A 23,648-nucleotide genomic window follows, 5' to 3' on the forward strand; every position below is an offset into this window, starting at 1 on the left:
CGTCATCCAGCCGTGCAAGAATAGCCTTGCGATCCGAACGCGACAGGCTGTGCCATCGCTGGAGCGTCGGCGATGCGTCACTCATTGCGCTCGGCCCGAAACGCGTCGAGTTCCTCGCTCAGCACGGTAGCGAAATGCTGTCGCTCATCATCGCTCAACGATCCGCGCTGGCGCCAGACGAGCCACAGGACCACCGCAATCAAACCCGTCAAAAGCCACAGCCAGCGGTTCGCCAGCAGGCCATGCGGCAACGCGAAGGACGACGCGGGCTCGCTCGCTCTTTCGCGCGATGTCCGGTCCCAGTCGATCGCCGGCTGGGCGGCCGAGGCCATGGGGGTGGCGCGGGGGCGGACGACACCGGTCTGGAACGTCACGCTGTCGCCCGCGCCGAGATCGAGTGCCAGATCCTCGACAATGCGCGTCGAAATGTCGTTCTGATCGGCCGGCGGCAGTGCATCGATCGTGCGGACGATGATCTGCATGTGCGATGTTGAACCGGTTTTCGCGTCATTCTCAGACGCCGATGTCATGGCGGCGCTTCCGGCGCGCGCCGAAACGATCAACTCGAACGGGTGGCCGCGCATCAATTCCTCGATCGCATTGCTCGCCTTGATCTGCGAATATTGCTCGAAAGCCGCGCGTTCGGTAAGCCCCGAACCGAGGGCCATGGCGGACGGTGCCGCGCTGAGTGTCATGCCCGCATCGTCCAGAACGACCACTTGTTCGGGCGAAAGATCAGTCACGGAAGCGGCGACAAGTTGTTGCAGTCCCTGCACGCGGCTGGGCGCCAACGGGCGACCGTCGGTCGTCTGGACGGTGATCGCGGCCGATGGATGCGCTTGTTCGTTACGGAAGATGCTGCGCTCGGGAAGAGCGAGATGGACGCGCGCGAACCGGACACCCTCCATCGCCATGATCGTCCGTGTCAGCTCGCCTTGCAGCGCGCGCAGATAATTCATCTTCTGCGAAAACTCGGACAAGCCGATGTCCGAATCGTCGAACAGTTCGAATCCGACCTCACCCCCCGCCAGTACATTCGCGGCAGCGACCGCGACCCGCGCCGACGCGACCGCGTCGCGGTCGACGAGCACGCTATGCCCATCGTCGGCCAGCTTGTACGCGATACCTTGCTTGTCGAGTTCGGCGGTCACCGCCGACGTATCGGATTCACGCAGGTTTTCGAAAAGGACCGAATAGTCCTTGGCCAAAAACAGATAATAAGACAGCAGAAGCAGTAGGACCAGCACCGCGAAACTAATCGCTCCGAAACGGAAAACACGCTGCGATTCAGATTTTTGGACGTCGACCATGGTGTATCGTCAAAGCTGCATGTTCATGAGTTCGCGGTACCCTTCGACCAACCGCGCGCGCACCTGCATTGCCATTTCCACCGCCAGCCGCGCCTCTTCGAGCGCGATCGTGACCTGGTGCAACGGGAGCGTGTCATCGACGGTGAACTGACGAACCAAGGCCTCCGAGCGTGCGAGCTTGGCATCGACGGCCTGTAGCCCACCGGTCAGGAGCGATTCGAATGTGGCTGGTGTCGTCGCGGCCTTTGCCGGCGCCGCTCCAAATGCGCCCGCCGCAGGGTCGATCGATATCGACACCGATGCCGGTGAAATCGGCAGCACCGCGGTCATGACTGGCGGCCGATCTGGAGTGCCGCACTATACATTTGAAGCGCCGCCGACATCGCCACCATATTCGCTTCATAGGCGCGGCTCGTCTTGACCATCAGCGTCATTTCTTCGGCTTGGCTGATCGCCGGATAGGTCACATATCCTGTCTCATCGGCGTCGGGGTGGCGGGGATCATAAACCTCGCGCACGCCGCCGGTGACCTCGGCGATTTCATAGACGGCGACCCCCTGCGGCGCCCGATCGGACCGCATCGCGCCCTGTCGCGGTGCCAGTCCCTGATCGACGAGACGGTTGAATCCGGTTGCGGGGCCCGACACCAGCTTGCGCGGCAGATAGCCGGCCGGGCCAGTGCGGCTGGTGTTCATACTGGCGATATTCTGCGCAATGACCTGCAACCGCTGCCATTCGACGTCCATACCGCTCATGCTGATGGCGAAAGCATCCATCACTGGCCTCCCCGGATCGCTGTGCGCTCGATTTGCATCTGGCGGCCGAGGATATCGATCAACGCGGCATAGCGCGTCGACGTTCGCGCCGCCTCTGCCATTTCCATGTCGAGCCGCACCGCACGATCGCCAAGTTCGTCGGACAGCGGCATGATCTTCGCCGGGCTGTCGTTGATCGCTTTCAGGCCCTGCGACGCTGCTGCACGCAATTCCTGTTCGAACGCGACCCCGCGCGGTTGAAAACCGATAGAATTGCTGTTGGCGATATTCTCGGCGATTACTGCGGCGCGCAAATGCAGGCCGTCGAGGGCTTTGGAGATTAACGAGGCGGATATCGGATCCATCACATTATCCTATTGAACGATGATTTCGGCATGGAGGGCACCTGCGGCCTTCATGGCCTGCAGGATGCTGATCGTGCGCCGTGTATCGACACGCGCGCGCGACAATCCCTCGACGAGCGCCGCTACGCTGCTGTCGGGAAAGCGCATCGCATGGTCGTTGCCGCCCTGGTCGACCTCCAGCTTGGTGTTGCTGACGATCAGGCTTTGCACGTCGGAGGCGAAGCCGCCGATGAACGATGGCTGCGATGCATAATTTTCGGTCGTCACCGCGACTTTGATATCGCCCTGCGACACGACGACACTCGATACACGCACGTCGCCCCCGGCAACGATGGTCCCGGTCCGTTCGTTGATCACGATACGCTGCGGCCGGTCGGGCGCGACCGCGAGAGCCTCGATCGAGGCGACGAACGCCGCGAGCCCGGCCCGGTTGCCGCCGAAATGGATGACGACCTCATCGGCGTTGCGGACGTTTGCTGTCCCCGATCCCATCGTCGCGTTGATCCGCGTCGCGATCCGCTCCGCGGTGGTGAAGCTGGGGTCGGTCAGCAGGAAGCTGATCTCGCCGCGGTCATTCAGCACCGACGCGTCAACCGCAGTTTCGACCGTCGCGCCGCCGGGCACCATTCCGGATGTGGGATAATTGCGTTGCTGCCGGTTGGCATTCGCCTCGAAATCAAAGCCGCCGACGGTGAGCGGTCCCTGCGCCAGCGCATAGGGGCGCTGGTCGGGGCCGAGCAGCGGCGTCATGAGCAAGGTTCCGCCGGCGAGCGAACGCGCATCGCCGATCGACGAGATAGTGACGTCGATCCGGTCGCCAGGATTGGCCGATGCGGGCAGCATCGCGGTCACGATCACCACCGCAACGTTGCGGCTGCTGATCTGCTCCTCGGTCACGACGGTGCCGAGCCGCGCCAGCACGTTACGCAACGCCTGCCGCGTCACGTCACTGCGCCGCGTGTCCCCCGAACCGGCAAGACCGGTAACGAGGCCATAGCCGATGAGCGCATTCTGGCGCCAGCCGCTGAAGCGCCCGAGCGCGGTGAGTTGCACCTCGCCCGGCGCAGCCATCGCGGTGGGCGCGTGCGAAAGCGCCATCAGCATCGCGGCAAGGAGGATCACGATCTTTCGCATCTCAACCGATCCCGAGGAAGCCGAAGATGCGGTTGAGCAGGCCTGGTTTGGCGCTGCGGCTGACAAAGCCCTTGCCGTCGAAACTGATCTGGGCGTCGGCGATCCGCGAGGAGACCACGCTGTTGTCGCTCATGATGTCGACGGGGCGGATGCGGCCGCGGATCCGGATATTCCGATTCTCGCCGTTGATCAGCATATTATGCTGCCCTTCGATCATCATGTCGCCATTGGTGGCCATGCCGGTGACCTGCGCGGTGATCCGCGCGACGAGCTGTTCGGACCGCGAGACTTCGCCGGTGCCAGTGAAGCCGCCCCCGAAGTCGAGGCTGCCATGTTCGTCGATCGATCCGGCGCTGAGCCCACCCTGAACCTGCGTTTTCTTGCTCGAGCGGTTCGTCACGCGGTTCGACGCGCTGGCGTTCTCGAAGATAACGATCGTGACGGCGTCGCCGACGCCGGCGGCCTTGATATCGGACGCGATCGCCGGAAATCCCCCGCCCTTGTAAAGATCCTCCGCCGCCCCCGGCATCGCCGCCAGCAACAGCGACATGGCCGCCAGCACCGCTCCCGATCGCCAGCGCCTTTCAGCTCGCATCGTCGCCATTCCCTTCCTCCGCCGGTAGGGGCGCCGCGACGACGCGTCCGTCGGACAGCGCAACGAAAGCGTTGCGACCTGGACGCCCTGCCTGGACGAGGCGCGCCGAGCGCTCGACCGTCACCGGGCCGACACGCGTCCGAAGGGTCATTTCGCTTCCGCGCCGATGCGGTAGTTTAAGGGGCAGCAAGACCGGCCCGAGATAGGCTCCGGCAGGCAATGCCACGCGCGCCGCGGGCGCCCCGGCATCCTCGCTGTACGATAACAGCACCCGACGCTTCATATGGTCGCACGGTACGACGCTGGCCTGCGCCCGATCGACGGGATCACCGACACCGATGGGTTGATTGAGCGCGAGACAAGGGGCGCGGCGGTTGCCGTTCACCGATCGCGCAAATTCGACGCGGACATCGTGCTGGGTTCGGGGAGCGATCCGAAACACCGGCAGTCGACGATGGAGCAATCGCTTCTGGTCGTCCAGCGTCAGGACGATGCTCCTTACGCCGTGGGGCGCCTTCAAAAGCCGGAAGTCGCCACCTGCGGCCGCCGGAATGTCGCCCGGCGCAGCGAGATGCGCAAGCGTCAGATAGTCGCCGTCGACATGGAGAAGCGTGGCGCCGGCAGCCGGGGTTGCGGGGATAAGCGTTGCTGCCTGAAGCAGCAGGACAGAAAGCATCGCCGTTACCGCTTCAGGCTGTTCGTGATTCCGGCGAGTTGGTCGGCTGCCTGGACGATCTGCGCGCTCGCGGCGAACGCGCGCTGGACGGTGAGCAGGTCGACCATTTCCTCGGTCAGCTGCACATTCGAATTTTCGACGCGTTCCTGCGCGAACAGCCCCGCGCCATCCTCGCCCGGCCGCGCGTCGATCAACCGCGCATCGTCGGCGGGCCGGTAAAGACCGCGGTCAAGGCGTTCGACATCGCCTTCGGTCGCGACGCGGACCAGCGCGATCTGTCCCAGTTCGGCGCCCTTGGTTTCGGGAAGGTCGGCCTTTACAACCCCTTCCGCCGTGATCGTCAAATTGGTCGCGTCGTCGGGAACCACAATGTTCGCCCGCAGCGCATGGCCGCTGTCGCTCGCGAGCATGCCGTCCTCAAGCAGCTTGAGCCGGCCGCCGCGCCACAACAGCAGTTGGCCGTCGGGGCCAAGCAGCTCGATGAATCCTGCGCCGTCGATCGCAAGGTCGAGACGGTTCCCGGTGGTGCGGATTTCGCCCTGCTGGAACAGCATCTCCTGCGGCGAAAAGCGCACTCCGCCTGCCGGGAGCATCTCCTGCGCGGCGAGCAGCGCGGTCTGGCTGACCGGCTGGATTTGCCGCCCCATCACTTCCGAAAAAGTCGTGTCGACGCGCTTGTACGTCGGCGTGTTCACATTAGCCACATTGTTGGCGATCGTATCGAGTGCGCGCTGCTGCGCGCGCAGCGCGACCGCGCCGATATCCATTGCCCCGTTCATCGTCCCGCCCTCGCAAAAGTCGTAATCGCCTGTCCGATAAGCTGGTCATAGGTCCGTACCAACTGCGCTGCCCCCTCGGCCTGCCGCGTGTTCGCCATGAGCGCGACCATTTCGTCGCTCAGCACCACGTTCGACGATTCGAGCATTCCCTGCCGGATTTCGAACGCGCCCTCGTCGATTTCGGCCGGTTCGCCCGCGAGGGGCAAGAGACCGCCCCCCGCCCGCCCCGACGCGCCGCCCGGCGCCGCATATACGCCGATCCGGCCGACCGCGGCCCCCTGGTCGAGCAGAGTGCCGTCGCTTAAAATTTCCACCGCATCGCTTTCGACCGCCGCGTCAACGCCACCGGCGAACTGCAACACAAGCCCCTCCGCATTCCGCAGCACCCCTTCGGGACCGCGCGAAAAGCGGCCCGACCGGGTCAGGAAATATTGATCGCCCCGGCGAATCAGAAAATACCCATCGCCCGAAATCGCAATATCAAGTGAGTTTCCGGTGTTCTTCAACGTTCCTTGTGAAACATCGCTACCGAACATCTGAATCGGACCAAGTATAATTCCGCGATTCGCACTCGATTTTTCTACGAAATTGGAGATAATTCGCTTGAATCCGGGCGTAGATGTATTTGCTATATTATTCGATATAGTGCCGAGCCGCTTCTCGGTATTCGACAGAATAGAAGCCGCTGCGTCGATCAAGTTGCCCAAAGTTCCGCCCCCAAAACATGGTTAACAGATCGTCCGCCGACTTGCTCCCGTCAAGAGCGACAATGCGATATCGCGACGAACCGAGCGGTTAAGCGACAAGAACCGTATCCATTTCGGACTGACTGTGTCGACATTGTCGTAGATGGCCACCCCGATCGCAATCGCATCGCGGCGACCAAAATCTGCTCGAACATGAATACGGAATTACGATGACAGTTTAGAATTACGTTGGAATTATGGGGTGGGGCAGCAGTTTTTCTCGGGCCTTAGCGACGGAATTTAGGGGTTAAGTAAACTGTCACTGCAATCCTTTCGTCGCCATTCTTGTGATTGTCGGACGGTTGAGCGACGATGCTGCCCAAGGCATAGCCCGACCCGACGCCATAGTCATAGCCCGTCCGCGAGGTGAAGACGTCGCTGCCCTTCTTCGTCGAGCTATAGTCTTCGAGCAACTGGCTCTTCGCATCATACCAGGCGTCCCGGCTGTACACGACCGTCCTCTCCTATCGCGCAGCGGCTTAGCAAGATTGCCCGTCGCCGTACCCGCCGTCGATGCCGAGCCGATCGCCGCCGGCGTGCTCCCCGTGCCTTCAGCCGAATAATAGTTGGCGATATGGGCATAGATCCAGTCGCCACCCTCCTTCGTCGCCGTCTTTTCCGCCAGCACCAGCCCCCGCGCGTCATAGACGATGTCGTAGCGGTTGCAGACCGTCGTCCCGCTCGCGTCCTTCTCGACCTGCCCGGTGATATTGCCCGCAATGTCGAAGCTGGTCGTCGCCCGCGTCACCCCGCCGATGACGACTGTGGTGACGAGCCCGGCATTGTTGTAAATATAAATTTCCTGCGCTGCCGAACCCGTTTGCGCCGACTGGCGCTGATTCCCCTGATCATAGGTGAGATCGGTGCCGCTCGTCCCGCGAACGATCACCCCGCCGCTCAAGATGCCCTTGCTCGTGACAACCCGGTTCAGGCTGTCGTAGCGATACCATTGATCGACGCTGCTGGTCGTCGCCGAAAGCGTCCCGCCTGCCTGCATCGCCCGATAGACGGTGCCGATCTTGCGGACGTTGCCGGTCGCGTCATAATCCCAGCGCTTGTCGACATTGTCGGCGCCCGAAGCGGCAAGGTCGCGATAGCGGATCATGCGGCCCAATGCATCATAGGTCGCGATGCCATTGCTGCGCAGTTCGCTGCCCGACTCATAGATTGGCGGATATGGATTAGGCTCCTGCGGGTTGCTGTGATCCCAGCCGCCCGGCGTGAACTTGCCCCATTCGTGGAACAGGCGCTCGCTTATCTGGTTGCCCGCCGCATCATAGCTATAGGTGGTGGTATCGCGCTTAAAGGTCGTGTTGGTAGCAGCAATGCCGCTGACGATCGATGCGATTTGGCCGGTATTGAAGTAGGAATAGGTCTTGCGGCGTTGCGCCGTGCCAAAGACATCCTGGCTGTTTTCGGTGATCAGGCGCCCGCTAATATCATAGATATAGTCGAAATCCTGCCCGCCGGCATCGATCCGATCAACGGTACGGCCGAAGGTGTCAGCCTTTTCAACGGTGGCGAAAATATAATCAGACGTCGACGTGCGATCGGCATTGGTGCTGGCGGTAGTGGCCCAGCCGCCGGTGATGACGCCCATGCCGGCCGCGGCGATCGTCGCGTCCCAGGCGTAGCTGGTCGTCGTCGTGTCGCCGCCGAAGCTGCGCGTCGCGGTGACGCGGCCCTGGACGTCGTAGTCGGTGGTTTCCTTGTCGCCGCTGCCGAGGTAATTATTCCAATGCTGCGTGCGCTGGCCGAGGCTGTCATAGCCGTAATAGTCGGTCAGCCCGCCCGCATGGTTGACCTGGACGACGCGGTCCAGCCGGTCGAACAGCTGCGTCGTCGTGCGGCCGACTTCGTCGATCAGGGTGCGTGCCATGCCGTGGATGTCATATTGGGTCCGCTTGACCCCGCCGTCGGCGTGGGTTTCGGCGGTGACCAGCGCGGCGCTGCCGTTATAGCCAGTGCCGGCGAGCAAGGCCAGTCGGGTGAGATTGCCCTTGTCGGCGAGTTTGCTCGCGCCGTTGCTGCTCGTCCCGCCCGCGGCATAGTCGCCATTGGCGTCGCACCAGGCGACCAGGCGGCCCGCCTTGTCGTAATAATAATCGGTCGCCGGCTTGATCCACTGCGTCGCGCCATTTTCATAGGTGACCTCTACCGTCGGCCCCTCCTTGCGGGTCAGCTTGCCGATATTGTTGTAGGCGTAGCTGGTCAGCCCGCCGCGGGCATCGCTTTCGGTCAGCACATCGCCGAACGCGTTGTAGCGGCGGCTGGTGGTCAGCCGCTGGCTGTCGCTCGTACCGGTGAGCTGGCGCCCTTCCTCGACGACAGCCGTCGCCAGACCACGCTTGTCGTAGACCGTGTAGGTCGCGTTCACCTTTGCACCATTGGTGGCGCTCGCTATCTCGGCGAACGCCTGGTCGAACGTCTTGTTCTTCAGGTCGTAACCCGCGCTGGTGATCGCCAGCGTCTGGTTGCCATTCTTGTCATAGCCGAAAAGCTTCCACACGCCGTCGCCGCCATTCGTCGCCGAGAGGCGGCTGGCTTACGTTGTCTAATTTGCCACCATCAATGACTTACGCAATCAGTTTGCCCCCCCTTCCGATAGCACGACAGTTTGGCGAGAGCCTCGCAAGTTTATCCCAAAGGTCACGCCACATACCCCTCGTTTTCGGCTCCTGATGGGGTCGCCTCGCGAAAGCCTGTCCTGAGCCTGTCGAAGGGCTGTGCCCCGGGCGCGTGACCAAGCACGCGGGAGCAAAGCGAGGATGAAAGAGAGGCAGAGTGCAGCATCGCGAGGAGGCTAAAGCAGCGCGGTTTTGTAGGACAGCGGTTTTTGCGGTGACAGCTTTTTAGGGGTTTTTGCACCTCTCGCCGTAATTCCCCGTAATTCCTGTCACCGTAATTCAGGCAGCTTGCTGAATATAGTCATACACTTGTTGGTAACGTCGCCGTGCGCCAAGTGCTCCGAGCCGCTTTTCCATCAAAGCCTGAGCATAATCTTTCCGATTGCAAACAAGAGCAGCTGCGACAACGCGCATCCGATGAGCACGGTCCGCCACCATGCGACCATCGCCCCGTTCATCAGCGGCAACTATATCCTCGGGTGTCACATAGACATCTAAAAAAGGTATTGTCCAACGATCGATGAACATTTTGATGCCTTCAATGATATCCGGCACCGAATCCGACTGATATACATACCAGCGCGCTTTTTCAGCCTTCTGGGAAGTGAACTCAATTGGTTGGTTTGACAACCCTTTCGTCACGCCTTCCAGCAGGCCGAGATTATCACCTATCATATCTTGTAGGACGCTATCGACCGCTGGCACCTCTACTTCCATTATCGGATAAACAGCTGCGGCAGCGCTGGGGTTGTCTTTGGGATGCACTTGGACGGTCACATCAATAATTTGCTTTGAGCCTTGCAGGTGCCGCTTATAGACAAGGCTTTTGGCATGGCGTGAAAAACCATGCTCGATCATGTATGGGTCAAGCATCATTTCCATGCTCGCAATCAGGCAAGCCTTGATTTCGTCCTTCATGTTCATTGCCCGGTCGCCTTTATCAATATCGAGCGCTGCACTGTGATTCCCCTGCTTTGACCGACGCCAATCGCGACATTATTAGCTTTCGAATTCAATGTTGAATCAAAAATCCGCTGTGGTGCCGTCAGTGTAGAAGTTCCCGATTTGACCTCGAGACCACTTACCCGATCGCGAGGCGAGATTGCAATCCCGTCGTAATACCGCAATTGACCAGAAGCGTCACGAACGGCAACATTACCGGTACGGACACTCCAACCAGGCTTCGCCGCGATAGCGTCCCATACACCGACTTCCGCGCCGCCGCCCGCGCGACCAGTTCCGAGAGGGCTTGCGAACTTGCCGTCTAAAGTGCGCCAGCCATTATTCCAGACGACCGTTGATCCGCTTTCTGCGGCCCCGACCACGCCCGGGACGCCGCGCAGGGCGACCTTGGCAGCGGCGCTGCCGCCGACCAGTCCCAACGCCAGTTCGCCGCTCGCCACGTTCCACTGCGTAGCGTCCATGGCGCGCAGGTTCGCCGCTGCTTGCTGGACCATATGACCACCACGGCTGTCCGGGATCAGCGCCGCATCGGTCAATGCCGCCGCACCGCCCATGACGCTGCCAACCACGCCGCCTGCGGTATCCAGCGGATTGGCGACGGCCCCGGGGAGCGCGCCCACCATGTCGAGCGCGCCCAAGGCGATGCCGGCGCCAAAGTCGATCGCGGCGATCGATGCCCTGCCCCACCCAACCGGCCTGCGATAAAGTCAGTCGCGCCTTCTGCGGCAACAATGCTGTCCGGCAGACGCCATGCGCCCGCTAGGCATGTTCATTCAGAAGCAGCGACTGTCACCGGCACGGTCTTGCTCAAGAACTGCGGGCTAACCGAGTTGATACGGTCACACATCTCGCGCACTGCTTCCTTGACCGGGGGGGGAGCGGTGCGCAGTTGTTTTATCATCTCGGATTGAGCTGATGGGCCGTTCAGCACCCTCATCAAGACAATCGAAGCCCAGCGTGGCGATGATAACACAAGGCCGGGGAAGACAGAGAGCAGGGCGTGAATATAGACGCCATCCTCGCATGCTTCGGCAGCGTGGATGAGAGAAAACATTCCCTCATCGTATTCCGCGCTGTCCGACAGCAGAGATAGCAGATCGCCCGGAATCTGTTCATCACCTTCCGCCAAAAGCTCATGGACGGCGATGTCGATTACAGCTGGACGCGCCCCACCCGTTTCGATCTCGCGTCGCAAGTCGGCGAGGCAATGCTTATAGTTACCGCTCATCGCTCTCACTTCACTAAGATAGTTACATGGTTGACTTTGTTCATCCGTATTACCTCTTGCAGGCTAGACCGGATTTGAGGGGTGTAAAGCCCTTCGGCCCGGTAAATCTGACGTGCATCCCATATACCCGCTGCCAGCGCTTCACGAGGCGTCATAGCAATGTCCGCCTTGGTTAAATAGGTGAACGTAGCCCTATGCCGACCGCCGACACCAGGATGGGGATGCTCCATATTGATGGCGATACCGTTCCCTCGCGAGACACCCTCGAGTTCCATTCGAGCGCTGGAAGGAATGTGATGTGGCGTGATGTCGTCGCCTTTAGTGCCTGATGCGATTAGATCGTCGTAAGTTCCAACCATGCCCTCGCCAGGAAGTAGCCTGGGCCCGCCGCCAACCACAGTTTTCTCTGCGGCGAAAGACGATCAAGCTTCTGCGAGAAGCTCTTGCATCCGACCATACTTCAGCGCGTATTTCTCACCTGCATGAACCAAAGCGATAAGCGCCGCTTTACGATACACCGCTGCCATCTCGTCTTCGGATGCGTTCAGAAGCCGATGCGTGTCGACCTCAATTGCGAGCGGCAAATCCCCATGCTTGTGATTGATTTTTTCATAGTGAGGTTCGGTCTCATCGACCAAGCCATAGCGTACGAGCAATCCAACCCAGCCGAAGGGCGCGTTCTCGAGATAGCCGGACTGAATCATTTCCTTCTCAAGCTCATCCCGAACGCGAGTGGCGGCAGCGCCATTTTGCTTGGCCGGTATTTTTGCCATGGTGAGAGCCACACCGCCAATCACTAGTTTCCGATTATGCGCCATTTATGCCGTCCTTATCGATCAAGTGGATTGCCCGGGGGGCGCTTGCCATAAAGGCGTTCGTACGTCTGGATAAAGCGTGTTTCATAGGCCCTTGCATCAGCCTTGCTAGTGAAATTTTTACGGATTTCAGTTGTGTAAAATTCTCCCGTTTCGCGCTGAAGAGCTCGCGCTTGCTGTTCCGCACGAATGGATGCTCCGTCGCGAACCCTTACACCCTGAGCTGACTCCCCGACCTTGTGAAGTGACCCGTCGGGCCCTCGAATAATATAGACATGCGTATCGCCAACATAGTCGAGCGAGTTTTTATGGGGCCTAACTGGGCCTATGGGAGCGTCGTAAATGATGCGCGAGCCCGTTGTTTCTGCGGCACCGACGACGCCCGGGGCGCCGCGCAGGGCGACCTTGGCAGCGGCGCTGCCGCCGACCAGTCCCAACGCCAGTTCGCCGCTCGCCACGTTCCATTGGGTAGTGTCCATGGCGCGCAGGTTCGCCGCTGCCTGCTGGACCATATGACCACCACGGCTGTCCGGGATCAGCGCCGCGTCGGTCAATGCCGCCGCACCGCCCATGACGCTGCCGACCACGCCGCCTGCGGTATCCAGCGGATTGGCGACGGCCCCGGGGAGCGCGCCCGCCATGTCGAGCGCGCCCAAGGCGATGCCGGCGCCAAAGTCGATCGCGGCGATCGATGCCCATTGTCCGGGCGCGGCCCGGGACTTCAGCGCGCGGCTGAACCCGATATAATCCTGCCGCAATCCGCTGACCTGTTGGCCGGCCCAGTTGCTGAACCCGCGGGCATCTTCGCCGATGCGGCCGCTGACCACATAATCGGCGGCAATCGCCGTCGCCACCAGTTGCGGCGGCGTGAGTGCGCGGACGAGGCGGCTTTCTCGATACAGGCCGACGAACGAGGATTTGAGATTGTCATAGGAAGCGCTGACGTCGAACTCCAGCTTCTCAAAAAAGCTCATTCGCCGTCCATTGGCGACAATCGCCGGATCGATCTCGGGATCACCGGCAATCGGGATGCCGCCGTCAAATATGATATTGTTCTGCGCGAGCCGGGTCAGACGCGAGCCGGAGGCCGTCACGCTCGCCAGTCCCGCTACTGTGCTTTCGTAGAGCGTATTGCCAATCACATCCGGCAGCGCACGCATCAGGCTGTCGCCGAAGCTGTCGCCGCTGATCGCGCTACGTGTCGCGGCGGCGGCAATCGCCGTCGCTGCATTAGAAGCCGCTCCCTGGGCCAGACGATCCAGGCTGGAAAGCGGCGCATGGAAGTCGGCGCCCCCATAGGACCATCGGCCGTCCATTGCGGTGCGCATCCCGTAACCCGTCGCCGCGCCGATACCCGCTGCCGCGACGCCTGCGAAGTCGAACTTGCTCTGCAAGCCTGTGGCGACGCCGATACCCTGGGTCAGGGCACTGCTGAGCGCCCCGCGGAGCACAGCGCTCCCGAAACCACCGCTGGCCGCCTTGCTGATGTTGGTGATCTTGTCGGAGACGCTGCCCGCTGCACCGGCTGCTTTACCAAGCTCGCTCAGTCCGCCGCCGATGCCGCCTGCGATCGCGGCCATGCCGACGCTCTTCCAGCTGAACCCGCTTTGCGCGCCGATCGCGATGCCGACGCCTTGCGACGCCGCAGAGGCGACCGCACCCGCCGCCGCACCGCCCGCGATCGCGCCGCCAAGCGCGCCCAGCGCACCCTGCGCCGCCTGGATCATCTGCGGCCCGAGCCATGCCGCGACCCCGATGGCGATGGCGGCGACCAATATCTGCCCGAGCATCCCGCATTTGGGCTTCTTGGGCGGCTTGGGGGTGGTCGGCGACAGGTCGCCGAGCGCGTCGGTGGGGTCGTAGGGTTTGAACGTGTCGGCGCTGTGGCTATTGCGCGTGACGCCGACCGGGATGGTCAGGCTCTGCCCTTCGGTGAGCGCGCTGTTGGCGCCCATGCCGTTCGCCGCGGCGAGCTTGTACCAGAGGTTCGCGTCGCCCCACAGCTGCGCCGCGATGCTGGCCAGCGTGTCGCCCGCGCGCACCGTATAGGCGCCGCCCGCGCTCCCCTGATAGCCGCTGTTGTAGGGATCGTAGCTTCCGGCGAAGTTCGCATAGGCGGCATTGCCCGTCTTGGTCCCATTGCGGAACAGCCCCGCGGTGCTCGAACTCGTCGCCGGGCGCACCGCGGCGCGATCGGCGATCGACTGGCTGTAGGAGACGTCGGCGGTGCCATTGTTCCCCGCCATCCCCATCTGCTGGCCGGCGAAGCGGTAGAAGACCTCGTGCGGCGCCGCTTCCGATGGCGCGCCCGTCCGGCTCTCGTCGCGGCGGATGATCTGGCCATTTTCGTCGAGCGTATAGACGACGTCCTTCGCCACCCCGTCATCAACGTCGGCTCCGGTCATCTGGCCGAACCCGTTCAGCAGCAGATCGGTCTGGTAAATGGGATTGCTGCCCGACCCCGTGTCATAGTCATAGGTGACGAGATCCTGCACCGCCCCGTCGTACCAGGCGTAAGCGGTCGTCGTCAGCGTCCCCGGCTGGCTCGTCCAGCTTGAGCTTCCGGGCGCCAGCTTCGTGTTCACCGCCGACTGGGTGACCACGCTGCCCAGCGCATAGCCCGTGCCCGAACCATAGCCGTAGGTCGTCACCGAACGGAAGGTGTCCCACGCCCCCGCCGCCACCTGCTCGCGCGCGCTCGATACATCGTCCGACGTCACCTGGCCCTTCGCGTTGTAGACAATGCTGCGCGAGTAGCTCACCCCGGTGTAGGTGCCGCCGCCCAGCCCGCCATAGTCCTGCTGCTGCGTCAGACGCCCCATAAGGTCGTAGCTCAGCGATGACTTGAGCTGCGCCGCCGCCCCGTCGATCGCCTTGTTGACGCTCGTCAGCCGTCCGGCGTCGTCATAGGCGTAGCTTTCGACATGCGTCTCATTATGGTTGAGATAGATAATCTTCGGGCCGTCGTCGGCGATCGCCTCGCGCCAGTGATAGGTCGTCGTCACGCTCTGCCGCTGACCCGCCTGGTCATAGGCGATGTCCTGGCTCCGTGCCGAGCCCGCCGCCCCCTGGTCCTCCTCGATCTTGCGCCGCACGATTGTGGTGCCCGCAGCGCCCGCGGTGCCCGACAGCATCCCCCGATCGGTCACCAGACGGTTCAAGCTGTCGTAGCGGTACCAGTAATCGGTGCTCGTCATCGTCCCCGAGGCGATGCCGGTGGCGCCGATCGTCTGATATTCGCTGTGCGTCATACGGATATTACCATTGGCGTCATAGCTGTTGGTGGTGGATGCGGCGGGCGACTTGGCGGTGCCGGCTTCGTTCCAGCCGGTGAGGCGGCCGAGCGCGTCGTAGGTCGCGCTCTGGTTCTTGATCGTGACGACGCCGACCTTGAGCTGTTCGGTGAGGCGGTTGCCGGCCTTGTCATAGGTGTAGGTCGCGGTGCCGTTCGGGCCGCTGTTGGTGGCGATCAGGGCGCTGTTGTAATAAGTGAAGGTCGCGGTGTTGCCGTCCATCACGCTCGACGTCTGGCGTCCGGCGGCGTCATAGGCCCAGGTCGTGATATGGTTGCCAAGGTCGCTCTTCCACGTCGCGCGGCCGAAGATGTCGCTCTTTTCATTAAGGATGCGGCCATTGGCCATCGTCGTATTTTCGGCCCAGCCGCCGGTGATGACGCCCATGCCGGCGGCGGCGATGGTCGCGTCCCAGGTGTAGGTCGTCGAGGTCGTGTCGCCGCCGAAGCTGCGCGTCGCGGTGACGCGGCCCTGGGTGTCGTAGTCGATGGTTTCGACGTCGCCCGCCATTTCGGGCGCATTGTTCCAATGCCGGATACGCTGGCCAAGACTGTCATAGGCATAATAGTCAAGGAGCCCGCCCGGACGATATTCTACCGTGACGAGACCCCGGGCATCGAAGTCGCGGTGGCTCCATCGATTGACCTCGTCGATCGTGATGCGCGCGTCGCCGCGGATGTCATATTTGATGTATCTGGTGCCGCCGTCGGCGTGGGTTTCGCTGGTGACCAGCGCTTCGCTGCCGTTGTAGCCGCTGCCCGCGAGCAGCGTCAGCCGGGTGAGATTGCCCTTGTCGGCGAGCTTGCTCGCGCCGCCCCCGCTCGTCCCGCCCGCGGCGTATTCGCCATTGGCGTCGCGCCAGGCGACCAGGCGGCCCGCCCGGTCGTAATAATAGTCGGTCGCGGGCTTGATCCACTGCGTGCCGCCATTTTCGTAAGTGACCTCGACCGTCGGTCCCTCCTTGCGGGTCAGCTTGCCGATATTGTTGTAAGTGTAGCTGGTGAGCCCGCCGCGGGCATCGGTTTCGGTCAGCACGTCGCCAAACGCGTTGTAGCTGCGGCTGGTGGTCAGCCGCTGGCTGTCGCTGGTCCCGGTGAGCTGGCGCCCTTCCTCGACGACATCCGTCGCCATACCCCGCTTGTCGTAGACGGTGTAGGTCGCGTTGACCTTTGCACCGTTGGTGGCGCTCGCTATCTCGGCGAACGCCTGGTCGAACGTCTTGTTCTTCAGGTCGTAACCCGCGCTGGTGATCGCCAGCGTCTGGTTGCCATTCTTGTCATAGCCGAAAAGCTTCCACACGCCGTCGCCGGCGTTGGTCGCCGTGAGCCGGCCCGCGAGGTCATATTTATTCTGCGTCTGCAACAGGCCGTTGATCCCCGTGCTGCTGACCTCGCCGAACGCATTATATTCGGTGGTCGCGATATCGCCCTTGGCCCAGGCCGAACCGTTCCATGCCGCCACCGACTGTTCGATCGTGCGGCCGAGCGCATCGACCTTGGTCAGAACGGCGTTGAGCATGTTCGTCCCGGCGGAATTCGCGCGATTATATTCGTCGCGGATCAGCGTGCCGTTCCGGTCGTAGCTGTAGGTGTGAACGACGCCCGTGGCATCGGTCATCGATGCAAGCAAGCCGCCCGCGCCATAGGTGTAACGTGTTTCGGTGGCCGCGGTATCGGCTTGCCCCTTCTGCCAAGTATAGGTGAGGTCGCCAAGGCCGGTATAGCGATAGTCGACGGTTGGGGTCACGACCACATCGTTGTAATTGGTTGCGAAGGCAGCGCGCTCTTCGTTGAGCAAGCGCCCGCCGGCGTCATAGGTGTAATAGATACTTTCATCACCGACCTGTCCGCGCGCCGCGCCGTCGGTCGCTTCATTCTTCTGAACCACCTGGCCGAGGCCGTTGTAGACCCACGAGACGGTGACCGACTGCGGTGCCGTTACTCCGCCGCTGCCATCGTGCACCGCGACACCTGCGCGCGTTTCGGTCAGCCGGTTGCCGTTCTTGTCATAGGTGTAGGTGGTCGTGCGGTCGGCGGTATTGGACGCCACCGGCTGGGCGCCCGAGATGGCGCTGAGCGACGGTTCGAGCAGGGCCAAGCCGCCGGCCCCCGCGCCCGATGAGAAGCCATAGAGTTCGTACATCATGCTGACCGCGCCTGTCGGAACATCGATCACGCCGGTCATCTTTGTCCCGAAGGCCTGGTTACCATAAAGCGTCGCGGCGTTAACCGCTCCGATATACGCACCGCTGGCATCGAAGAAATGCATGGTCAACTCGACCCGGCCGATCGACCCCTCCCCCTGGACGCTCGCCTCGATCGCCAATTTCTCGCCGGCGGTGACAGGAATCATATGTCCGATATCGCTGCGCAGCGACACAACCTGCTCGGCGGCCGTCGCGTTGACATTGATCTTGATCCCATCCTGACCATACCATGGCCCTGTGAACGGCGCGCCCTGTGCAATCCCGTTCGGATCGTAGCCGATGCCCCAGCCGTCCGTTCCGTTGAACCTGGGGTTGAAGAGACGATTGCCATTAGTCGCGTAACGCTTTTCGGTGAGGACATTGCCTTCGGCGTCGTAGGTCCAGGCGGTCAGATATTTTTCGGTGTCGAGCTGGTGCGTCTTGCGGCCGAGCCGGTCGTAGCGGCTGAACGTCGCATTGCCGTTGGCGTCGATCGCCTTCACGACATTGCCTATGGCGTCATATTCATAGGTCGTGGCGATCGTCGTCGTTACCCCGGTCCAGACGTCGCCCGCATAGCCGCCGATCACATAGCTGCCCGTTTTCGCGCCGGCGACGCTGCTGGTCAGCAGGCGGTTCAGATTGTCATAGGTGAAGCTGGTAGCGCGCGACGCGCCATTGGCGGGGGGCGGCGTGCCGCCGTCGGTCGCCGGCACCGTCACCTTGGTTTCATAGACCCGCGTTTCGGTGACATTGCCGTTCTTGTCATAGACGTAGCGGGTGTAGGTGCCCGCGGCATCGATCGCCACCGTCTTGCGGCCGAGGTCGTCGTAATAATAGACGTTGCGGCCGCCCGCCGCGTCGGTGACGCTCGTCACATTGCCCGCCGCGTCATAGGCGATCGTCTCGGTCGGCACGAAGTTCGTCGTCACCGTCACATGATCGCTCTGGTCGAGCACCGAGCGCGCCTGACCACTGGTCCTGGTCAGCCGGTTCAGCCCGTCATATTCATAGGTCGTCGTGCGCGCCTCGGTCAGCCCCGCCGCCTCCACCATCTGCGTCCGGTTGCCGCGCGCGTCATAACTGTATGTGTTGGTGACGGTCGCCGCCTGCACATTGCCATTGCTGGTATAGGAGGCGAACGGCAGCGTCTCCGTCAGCAGCAGGCCGCGCTTGTCGTAGGTGTAGGTCGTCGTGCCGCCCGCAACCTTCGCCGCATCCTTCGATTTCGCCGTTACGCTCGTCCGGTTGCCATAGGCGTCATAGCCATAGCTTTCGAAGAAGCCCTCGGCGTCAGTCGTCTTCGTTACCAGACCGCGCTTGTCATATTGAAAGGCGGTGATCGCCCCGGCGCGGGTCACCGACAGGAGGTCGCCGGTGGCGTTATACGCCGACGTCGTCGCAATATTCTCGGCATCGATCCTGGTCAGAACAAGCCCGCGCTTGTCATACACATATTGAGTCACCGTATCGCTCGCGTGCGCCGCGACCGTCGGGAGCGTGGTGGTACTGACCGCGCTCGCAGTCCGGTTATAGCGCCGCGTGAGGCTCGCCACCTCGCCGAACGCGGTGTAGCTTGTTTCGGTCACATAGCTTTCGGTGTCGCGCACCAGCGTCACCTGGCCAAGGTCGTCGTAATAATAATAGGTCGATTTGCCCGTCGTTTGACCGCGCGGATCGGTCATTTTCACGACGTCGCCAAAGCCGTTATATTCGTAGGAGGTCGTGCCCGCGGCGTTGACCGCGGTCAGCAGCAGCCCGCGCTCGTCATAGCTGTAGGTGGTGACCTTGCTGCGCGCGTCGGTCATGCTCACCCGGTTGCCAAGACCATCATAGGCATAGCTGACCGTCGACGCCTCGGCGGCGCCATAGCCGCGCGTTTCGGATAGCACCCGCCCCGCGCCGTCATAGGCATAGCGTGTCTCGCTTTCCACCGCCGTGCCCCACGCCGCGTAAACCGAGGTCAGATTGCCGTTCGCCGCCCAGACGTTGCGCGTCTGATACCCCTCGCCATCGGTGACATATTCGATGCGCCCCGCCGCATCATAGCTGTAGCTGGTCACGACCGCGGTGCCCGCGGCATTGGCCAGCGTGTCGATCTGGGCGATTGTCGTCGTGTCAGCCGCCGTCACCTTGTTCGGCGGCCGCCGCTCGGCGATCATCCGCCCTTCGGCGTCATAGTCGAAGCGCGTGACATAACCCTCGGCATCGACCGTAAAGCGCAGGTCGCCGCTCGCCGCATACCAGCTGCGCGCGACCCGGTTGCCGGCGTTCGCTGCCTGGCCCATCGCCCAGCTGTCCATGGTCACCAGATCGGCGACCGCGCGCGTCGTGGCATAGGTGATCGTCCTGATCACATGGCCCGCGACGTCATAGGCGTAACCGGTGACCGTGCCGATGGCGCCGACCGTATAAGCAACCTGTCCCTTGGCGTTGTAAACATTCGAACCGAGACGGTCATTCGCGCTATTAGCGATGCCCGTCAGCAGCACCTTGATATTGTCGTAAGTGAAGTCGCTCGTCGCCGCCGCGATCGGCGCGGCATGAACGATCGTCGATACCAGCTTGCCGGCCGCATTATAGGCAAAGCTCGACACATGCCCCGTGTTGTCGACCGTGTAGCGCAGCAATCCCTGGGCATCGTAGACATAGCGCATATGCCGGTTCGCCGCGGCGGTCGCGCCGCCGGCGTTGGTGCGCAGCGCCGCGAACGTCCCCGCCGCCCACAGCGACGACGACGTCTTCGCCACATAGGCGATCGCGTCGATCTTTTGTCCCGCCGCGTCGTAGACGATCTCGCTGAGATAGCCCTCGCCGTCGAGCGTCCCGATCAACTGCCCGTCCGCATCGTAGAAGCTGCGGCTCACCGCATCGCGCGCCGCATCGAGCACCGGCAGCAGCGTCGCCGTCGGCGGCGTCGCCTTGAGCGTCGTCAGCTGCCCCGCGGTCAGCTTGTAAAAATAGCTCACCGTCTTGATCAGCCGGTCCGAGCCGTCATAGCTGAATACCGCCACCCCGCCGGTGCCGTCGATCGACTCGATCAGCCGGCCGCCAGCGTCATAGACCGACCAGCTCCAAATGTCCGAAGCGGTCGCGCCCGGACGATAACCGGCAGTTTCGGCGATCCCGCCCGCTGTCGCCAGATCGCCCATCTTCGTCGCATCGAGCTTCGTCGCATAGGCAATCGTCGTCGCCAAACGGGCCGCCGCGTCATAGCGATATTCGATCACACCCCCATCCGCCGCAATGTCCGCCGTCTTCCGACCCGCATTGTCATAAAGAATGAAGCTGTTGTTTCCCGTCGCATCCGTCGCGGCGCGCAGGCGCCCGTTCTTGTCATAGAGATAGCTTGTTTCACTGGCGGGCGATTTGGTCATGCTCGGCGCCGCGGCGATGATCGCATTGCCCTGAATCGATCCGTTGGGATAATCAGGATAGAAGCGCGTTGCCACGCCCTGCGCCTGCGTGAAGCGCCGCTGGACTTCGATGACCGTCGGCTCGGTCGCCGATAGCCCGGTAACGAAGAAAAAACCTTCAGAATTCCAGGCCTTTTCAATGACACCGGGTCCCGACACGATCCGCGCGCTGCCGAGATCAATATCGGCATTGCCCCACCCGGTGGCGCTGCCATAAATACCGAAAGCCAACGATGTCGACGTCGCGGTTCCCTGGAAGGTGACGGTCGACGTCACGACCTCGTTCGCCGCGACCGAGATGCCGGGCGAAATGACCTGTTGCGACTGGCCGCTCGCCGCGCCCGCGACAGTATAGCTGAAGGCGGGCTGGCCGTTGATCGTTCCCGCCGCAGCCGACGCGATACCGCCCAAGACCCAATTGCCGAGCGTCTGCGCATTGGCGTAATTTGTCGTGCCCGCGTTCTGGAAATTCTGGCTCTCGATCTCGCCGATCAGATCGCCCGCCTTATTGTAGATGCGCGTCTGTGTCTTTCCGGTCGAAAGCTGGATGAGTGTCGTCGTGTTCGCGTCATCGAAGCGATAGGTGGTCACGCCCCCCGCAAGATCGGTCGAGCCGACGAGCCGGCCGAGCCCGTCATAGACGAAGGTCTCGGCATTTTCGCCCTGATCATAACGGCTGAGCAGCCGCCCCGACTGGTCATATGTAAAGGTGCCGACCGACGTTCCGTCGCTGCCCACCGCATTGGTCCAGGCGCTCGACGCCCCGTAGCCGCGGGCAAGTGTGATTTGACCGCGCCCATTGAAGGTCAAATGCTGGATCATCACGCTGGTCCGCGCGGTTCCCGCCGGACCGGCGGCAGCGTCCCGCCACAGGTCCATCTGCGCCTCGGTCGGCGCGTCGGATGCCGCGAGGCCGGTCAGGTCATAGTGAGATTCCGGGAAGGCATTCTGCCAGTACATCTGGCCAAAGACGTTGTAATAATATTGGACGACCTCACCCTCGGCGCTGATTACATAGCGCAGGTGGTTCTCGATATCATAGACGTAGCGCGTCGTATGGCTCACCGCCGCACCGCCCGTATCCGACCCGGTGCGCGTCTCGGTCAGCAGTTCATTCTTCGTGCCATAAGTGCGCGTGACGAGATTGTTGTTGGCATCCTTGCTGGTAAGCATGTTGCCGTTGCCGTCATAGGTGTAGACGGTCACCTTGCCCGCGCTGTCGGTGACGCTGGTGAGGTTGCCCGAGCCATCATAACCGAACTGGACATTCTGCGCCGTCGCGGTGGTGGTCGCCGGCGGTGCGGTGATCTTGGTCAGCTGCGCCGCTGCATCATAGTCGAGCCGCGTCGTCTGCCCGTCGGGTCCGGCGATCATCGTATAGCCCGTGCCATAGGTCAGCGTCGTCACCCGCGTGTCGCCCGCCGCGACCGCCTGGGTCAGCGTCTTGACGCGGCCCGACGTATCATAGGTGATGGCGAGGCTCGACCCGTCGGTCTGGGTGATCGAGGCGATGCGGTCGCTGGTGCCGTCATAGGTGTAATTCGTCACATAGGTCTTGCCGTCGGCGACGCTGTTGTCGCCGGGGCTGAGGTCGACCGTCACCGTGATCAGCCGGTTCGACGCGTCATAGGCATAGCGCGTGCGCGTCAGCATCGCCGGGACGTCATCGGCGGCCGTCGATGGATCACCATAATCGGTATAATAGGTCTCAAGCCCGATCAGATTGTCGGGCTTCAGACTGTCCCATATATATTTGACATAGCTTTGTTCGGGAACGCCGGTGGCGGCATTGCCCGCGCCATGGTTCGCGGTCGTCACCCGGTCGAGCTTGTCGGTCGCCGCCACATAGGTGAAGGACAGTTTATAACCGTCGGTGTCCTTCTGCTCCTTGATGCGGAACACCGCCGCGTCGGCGACCGACGCCTCATAGGTCTCGGTCCACTGGCTCGACCCGTCGGTCCATATCCACGTCGCCCCCGACTTGACCAGCCGGTCGTGCGCCCCGTCGCCGTCGGTGGTGACATAGGCCGACTTCGCCGCATCCCATGCATAGACGATCACCGAACCATCGCCGCCCTGCCGGCTCACCGTGCTGCCGGCCGTGTTCAGCGTCCCCGTCAGTCCGAACACCCGCCGCATCGTCGATTGCTGCCACTGGTCGCCATTGTCGCCGTCGGACATCTGCGCCAGGCTGTTGTACGTCCGCGAGATCGAGGCATCAGGGCCGCGGCCGACCAGAAACTCGTCCTCGCGTGCGATCAGCAAATTGCCCGTCGCCGCATTGACCGAAACGCTCTCACCGCTCCGCCCCTGCGTCCCCGACCCGAGCAGACCCGTCCCCCCAAGGGCCGACCCCGATCCCCGCGCAAAACCCGAGCCCGATCCCACAAATATCGATACCATCGACACATCCCCGCAACAGACTTTATCGCGGCGGCGGCTCCTGCCCGGTCTCAACCCGACGTGAAACACCCCGCTAGATACTGATCCAACGGGTTCGGGAGATGTTTAGGGTCTTTTTGACAATTATATCGATTGCATAGCCGGCGGAGAGATGTCCGCTATGGGGTGGAGAGCGGCCGTTGCTTCGCCCATCCTCGTCATCCGGGCTTGACCCGGGATCCCGCTTCTCTTGGGGAGCACCGGCAGTTTCGGCATCAAGCGGGACCCCGGATCAAGTCCGGGGTGACGAAAAAGGGAATGTCCGCTTCCGGCCGAAAAGGGTCAATCCATCTTGAGCTTGCCAAGCGCTTGCAAAGGA

At 62.4% G+C, this 23,648-nt stretch carries 15 protein-coding genes; all 15 read right to left on the bottom strand.

Annotation, left to right across the window (positions count from 1 at the left end):
- Positions 1 to 77: 77 nt before the first annotated feature.
- A complete protein-coding gene (gene fliF, locus FHR22_RS08135; protein WP_279588409.1) occupies positions 78 to 1,310 on the bottom strand; it encodes a flagellar basal-body MS-ring/collar protein FliF in 1,233 nt (410 codons plus the stop codon).
- A 9-nt stretch (positions 1,311 to 1,319) separates the two neighbouring features.
- On the bottom strand, positions 1,320 to 1,640 hold the full coding sequence (fliE, locus tag FHR22_RS08140; RefSeq protein WP_166941001.1) for a flagellar hook-basal body complex protein FliE: 321 nt from the start codon (positions 1,638 to 1,640) through the stop codon (positions 1,320 to 1,322).
- The gene (gene flgC / locus FHR22_RS08145; protein WP_166941003.1) at positions 1,637 to 2,086 is read right to left on the bottom strand and encodes a flagellar basal body rod protein FlgC; all 450 of its coding nucleotides are present in this window, start codon (positions 2,084 to 2,086) and stop codon (positions 1,637 to 1,639) included. The genes fliE and flgC overlap by 4 nt, the downstream gene beginning before the upstream one ends.
- The gene (locus FHR22_RS08150) at positions 2,086 to 2,430 is read right to left on the bottom strand and encodes a flagellar basal body rod protein FlgB (RefSeq protein ID WP_166941005.1); all 345 of its coding nucleotides are present in this window, start codon (positions 2,428 to 2,430) and stop codon (positions 2,086 to 2,088) included. The genes flgC and FHR22_RS08150 overlap by 1 nt, the downstream gene beginning before the upstream one ends.
- Positions 2,431 to 2,439: 9 nt before the next feature.
- Positions 2,440 to 3,564 carry a flagellar basal body P-ring protein FlgI gene (flgI, locus tag FHR22_RS08155; RefSeq protein WP_166941007.1) on the bottom strand — a complete coding sequence of 375 codons (1,125 nt, stop codon included), beginning with the start codon at positions 3,562 to 3,564 and terminating at the stop codon, positions 2,440 to 2,442.
- Between the two features lies 1 nt (position 3,565).
- Positions 3,566 to 4,159: a flagellar basal body L-ring protein FlgH gene (locus FHR22_RS08160; RefSeq protein WP_166941009.1), complete on the bottom strand. Its 594-nt coding sequence runs from the start codon at positions 4,157 to 4,159 to the stop codon at positions 3,566 to 3,568.
- The gene (locus FHR22_RS08165) at positions 4,149 to 4,835 is read right to left on the bottom strand and encodes a hypothetical protein (RefSeq protein WP_166941011.1); all 687 of its coding nucleotides are present in this window, start codon (positions 4,833 to 4,835) and stop codon (positions 4,149 to 4,151) included. Before FHR22_RS08165 ends, FHR22_RS08160 begins: the two co-directional genes overlap by 11 nt.
- 5 nt (positions 4,836 to 4,840) lie before the next feature.
- Positions 4,841 to 5,614 carry a flagellar hook-basal body protein gene (locus tag FHR22_RS08170; RefSeq protein ID WP_166941013.1) on the bottom strand — a complete coding sequence of 258 codons (774 nt, stop codon included), beginning with the start codon at positions 5,612 to 5,614 and terminating at the stop codon, positions 4,841 to 4,843.
- Positions 5,611 to 6,321 carry a flagellar hook-basal body complex protein gene (locus tag FHR22_RS08175; RefSeq protein WP_166941015.1) on the bottom strand — a complete coding sequence of 237 codons (711 nt, stop codon included), beginning with the start codon at positions 6,319 to 6,321 and terminating at the stop codon, positions 5,611 to 5,613. Before FHR22_RS08175 ends, FHR22_RS08170 begins: the two co-directional genes overlap by 4 nt.
- A gap of 298 nt (positions 6,322 to 6,619) precedes the next feature.
- Positions 6,620 to 8,869, bottom strand: a complete 2,250-nt coding sequence (locus FHR22_RS08180) for an RHS repeat protein (protein ID WP_166941017.1) — start codon at positions 8,867 to 8,869, stop codon at positions 6,620 to 6,622.
- Between the two features lie 397 nt (positions 8,870 to 9,266).
- Complete coding sequence (locus FHR22_RS08185; protein WP_166941019.1) at positions 9,267 to 9,911, bottom strand: hypothetical protein; 645 nt, start codon at positions 9,909 to 9,911, stop codon at positions 9,267 to 9,269.
- Positions 9,908 to 10,573 carry a hypothetical protein gene (locus FHR22_RS08190; RefSeq protein ID WP_166941021.1) on the bottom strand — a complete coding sequence of 222 codons (666 nt, stop codon included), beginning with the start codon at positions 10,571 to 10,573 and terminating at the stop codon, positions 9,908 to 9,910. The genes FHR22_RS08185 and FHR22_RS08190 overlap by 4 nt, the downstream gene beginning before the upstream one ends.
- A 146-nt stretch (positions 10,574 to 10,719) precedes the next feature.
- Entirely contained in the window at positions 10,720 to 11,178 is a 459-nt protein-coding gene (locus FHR22_RS08195; RefSeq protein ID WP_166941023.1) for an Imm30 family immunity protein, read from the bottom strand.
- A gap of 422 nt (positions 11,179 to 11,600) precedes the next feature.
- Positions 11,601 to 11,996 carry an Imm39 family immunity protein gene (locus tag FHR22_RS08200; protein ID WP_166941025.1) on the bottom strand — a complete coding sequence of 132 codons (396 nt, stop codon included), beginning with the start codon at positions 11,994 to 11,996 and terminating at the stop codon, positions 11,601 to 11,603.
- An 11-nt stretch (positions 11,997 to 12,007) separates the two neighbouring features.
- On the bottom strand, positions 12,008 to 23,290 hold the full coding sequence (locus FHR22_RS08205) for a LysM peptidoglycan-binding domain-containing protein (protein WP_166941027.1): 11,283 nt from the start codon (positions 23,288 to 23,290) through the stop codon (positions 12,008 to 12,010).
- Positions 23,291 to 23,648: the final 358 nt, after the last annotated feature.

The sequence above is a fragment of the Sphingopyxis panaciterrae genome, assembly GCF_011762125.1.
GTDB lineage: Bacteria > Pseudomonadota > Alphaproteobacteria > Sphingomonadales > Sphingomonadaceae > Sphingopyxis > Sphingopyxis panaciterrae.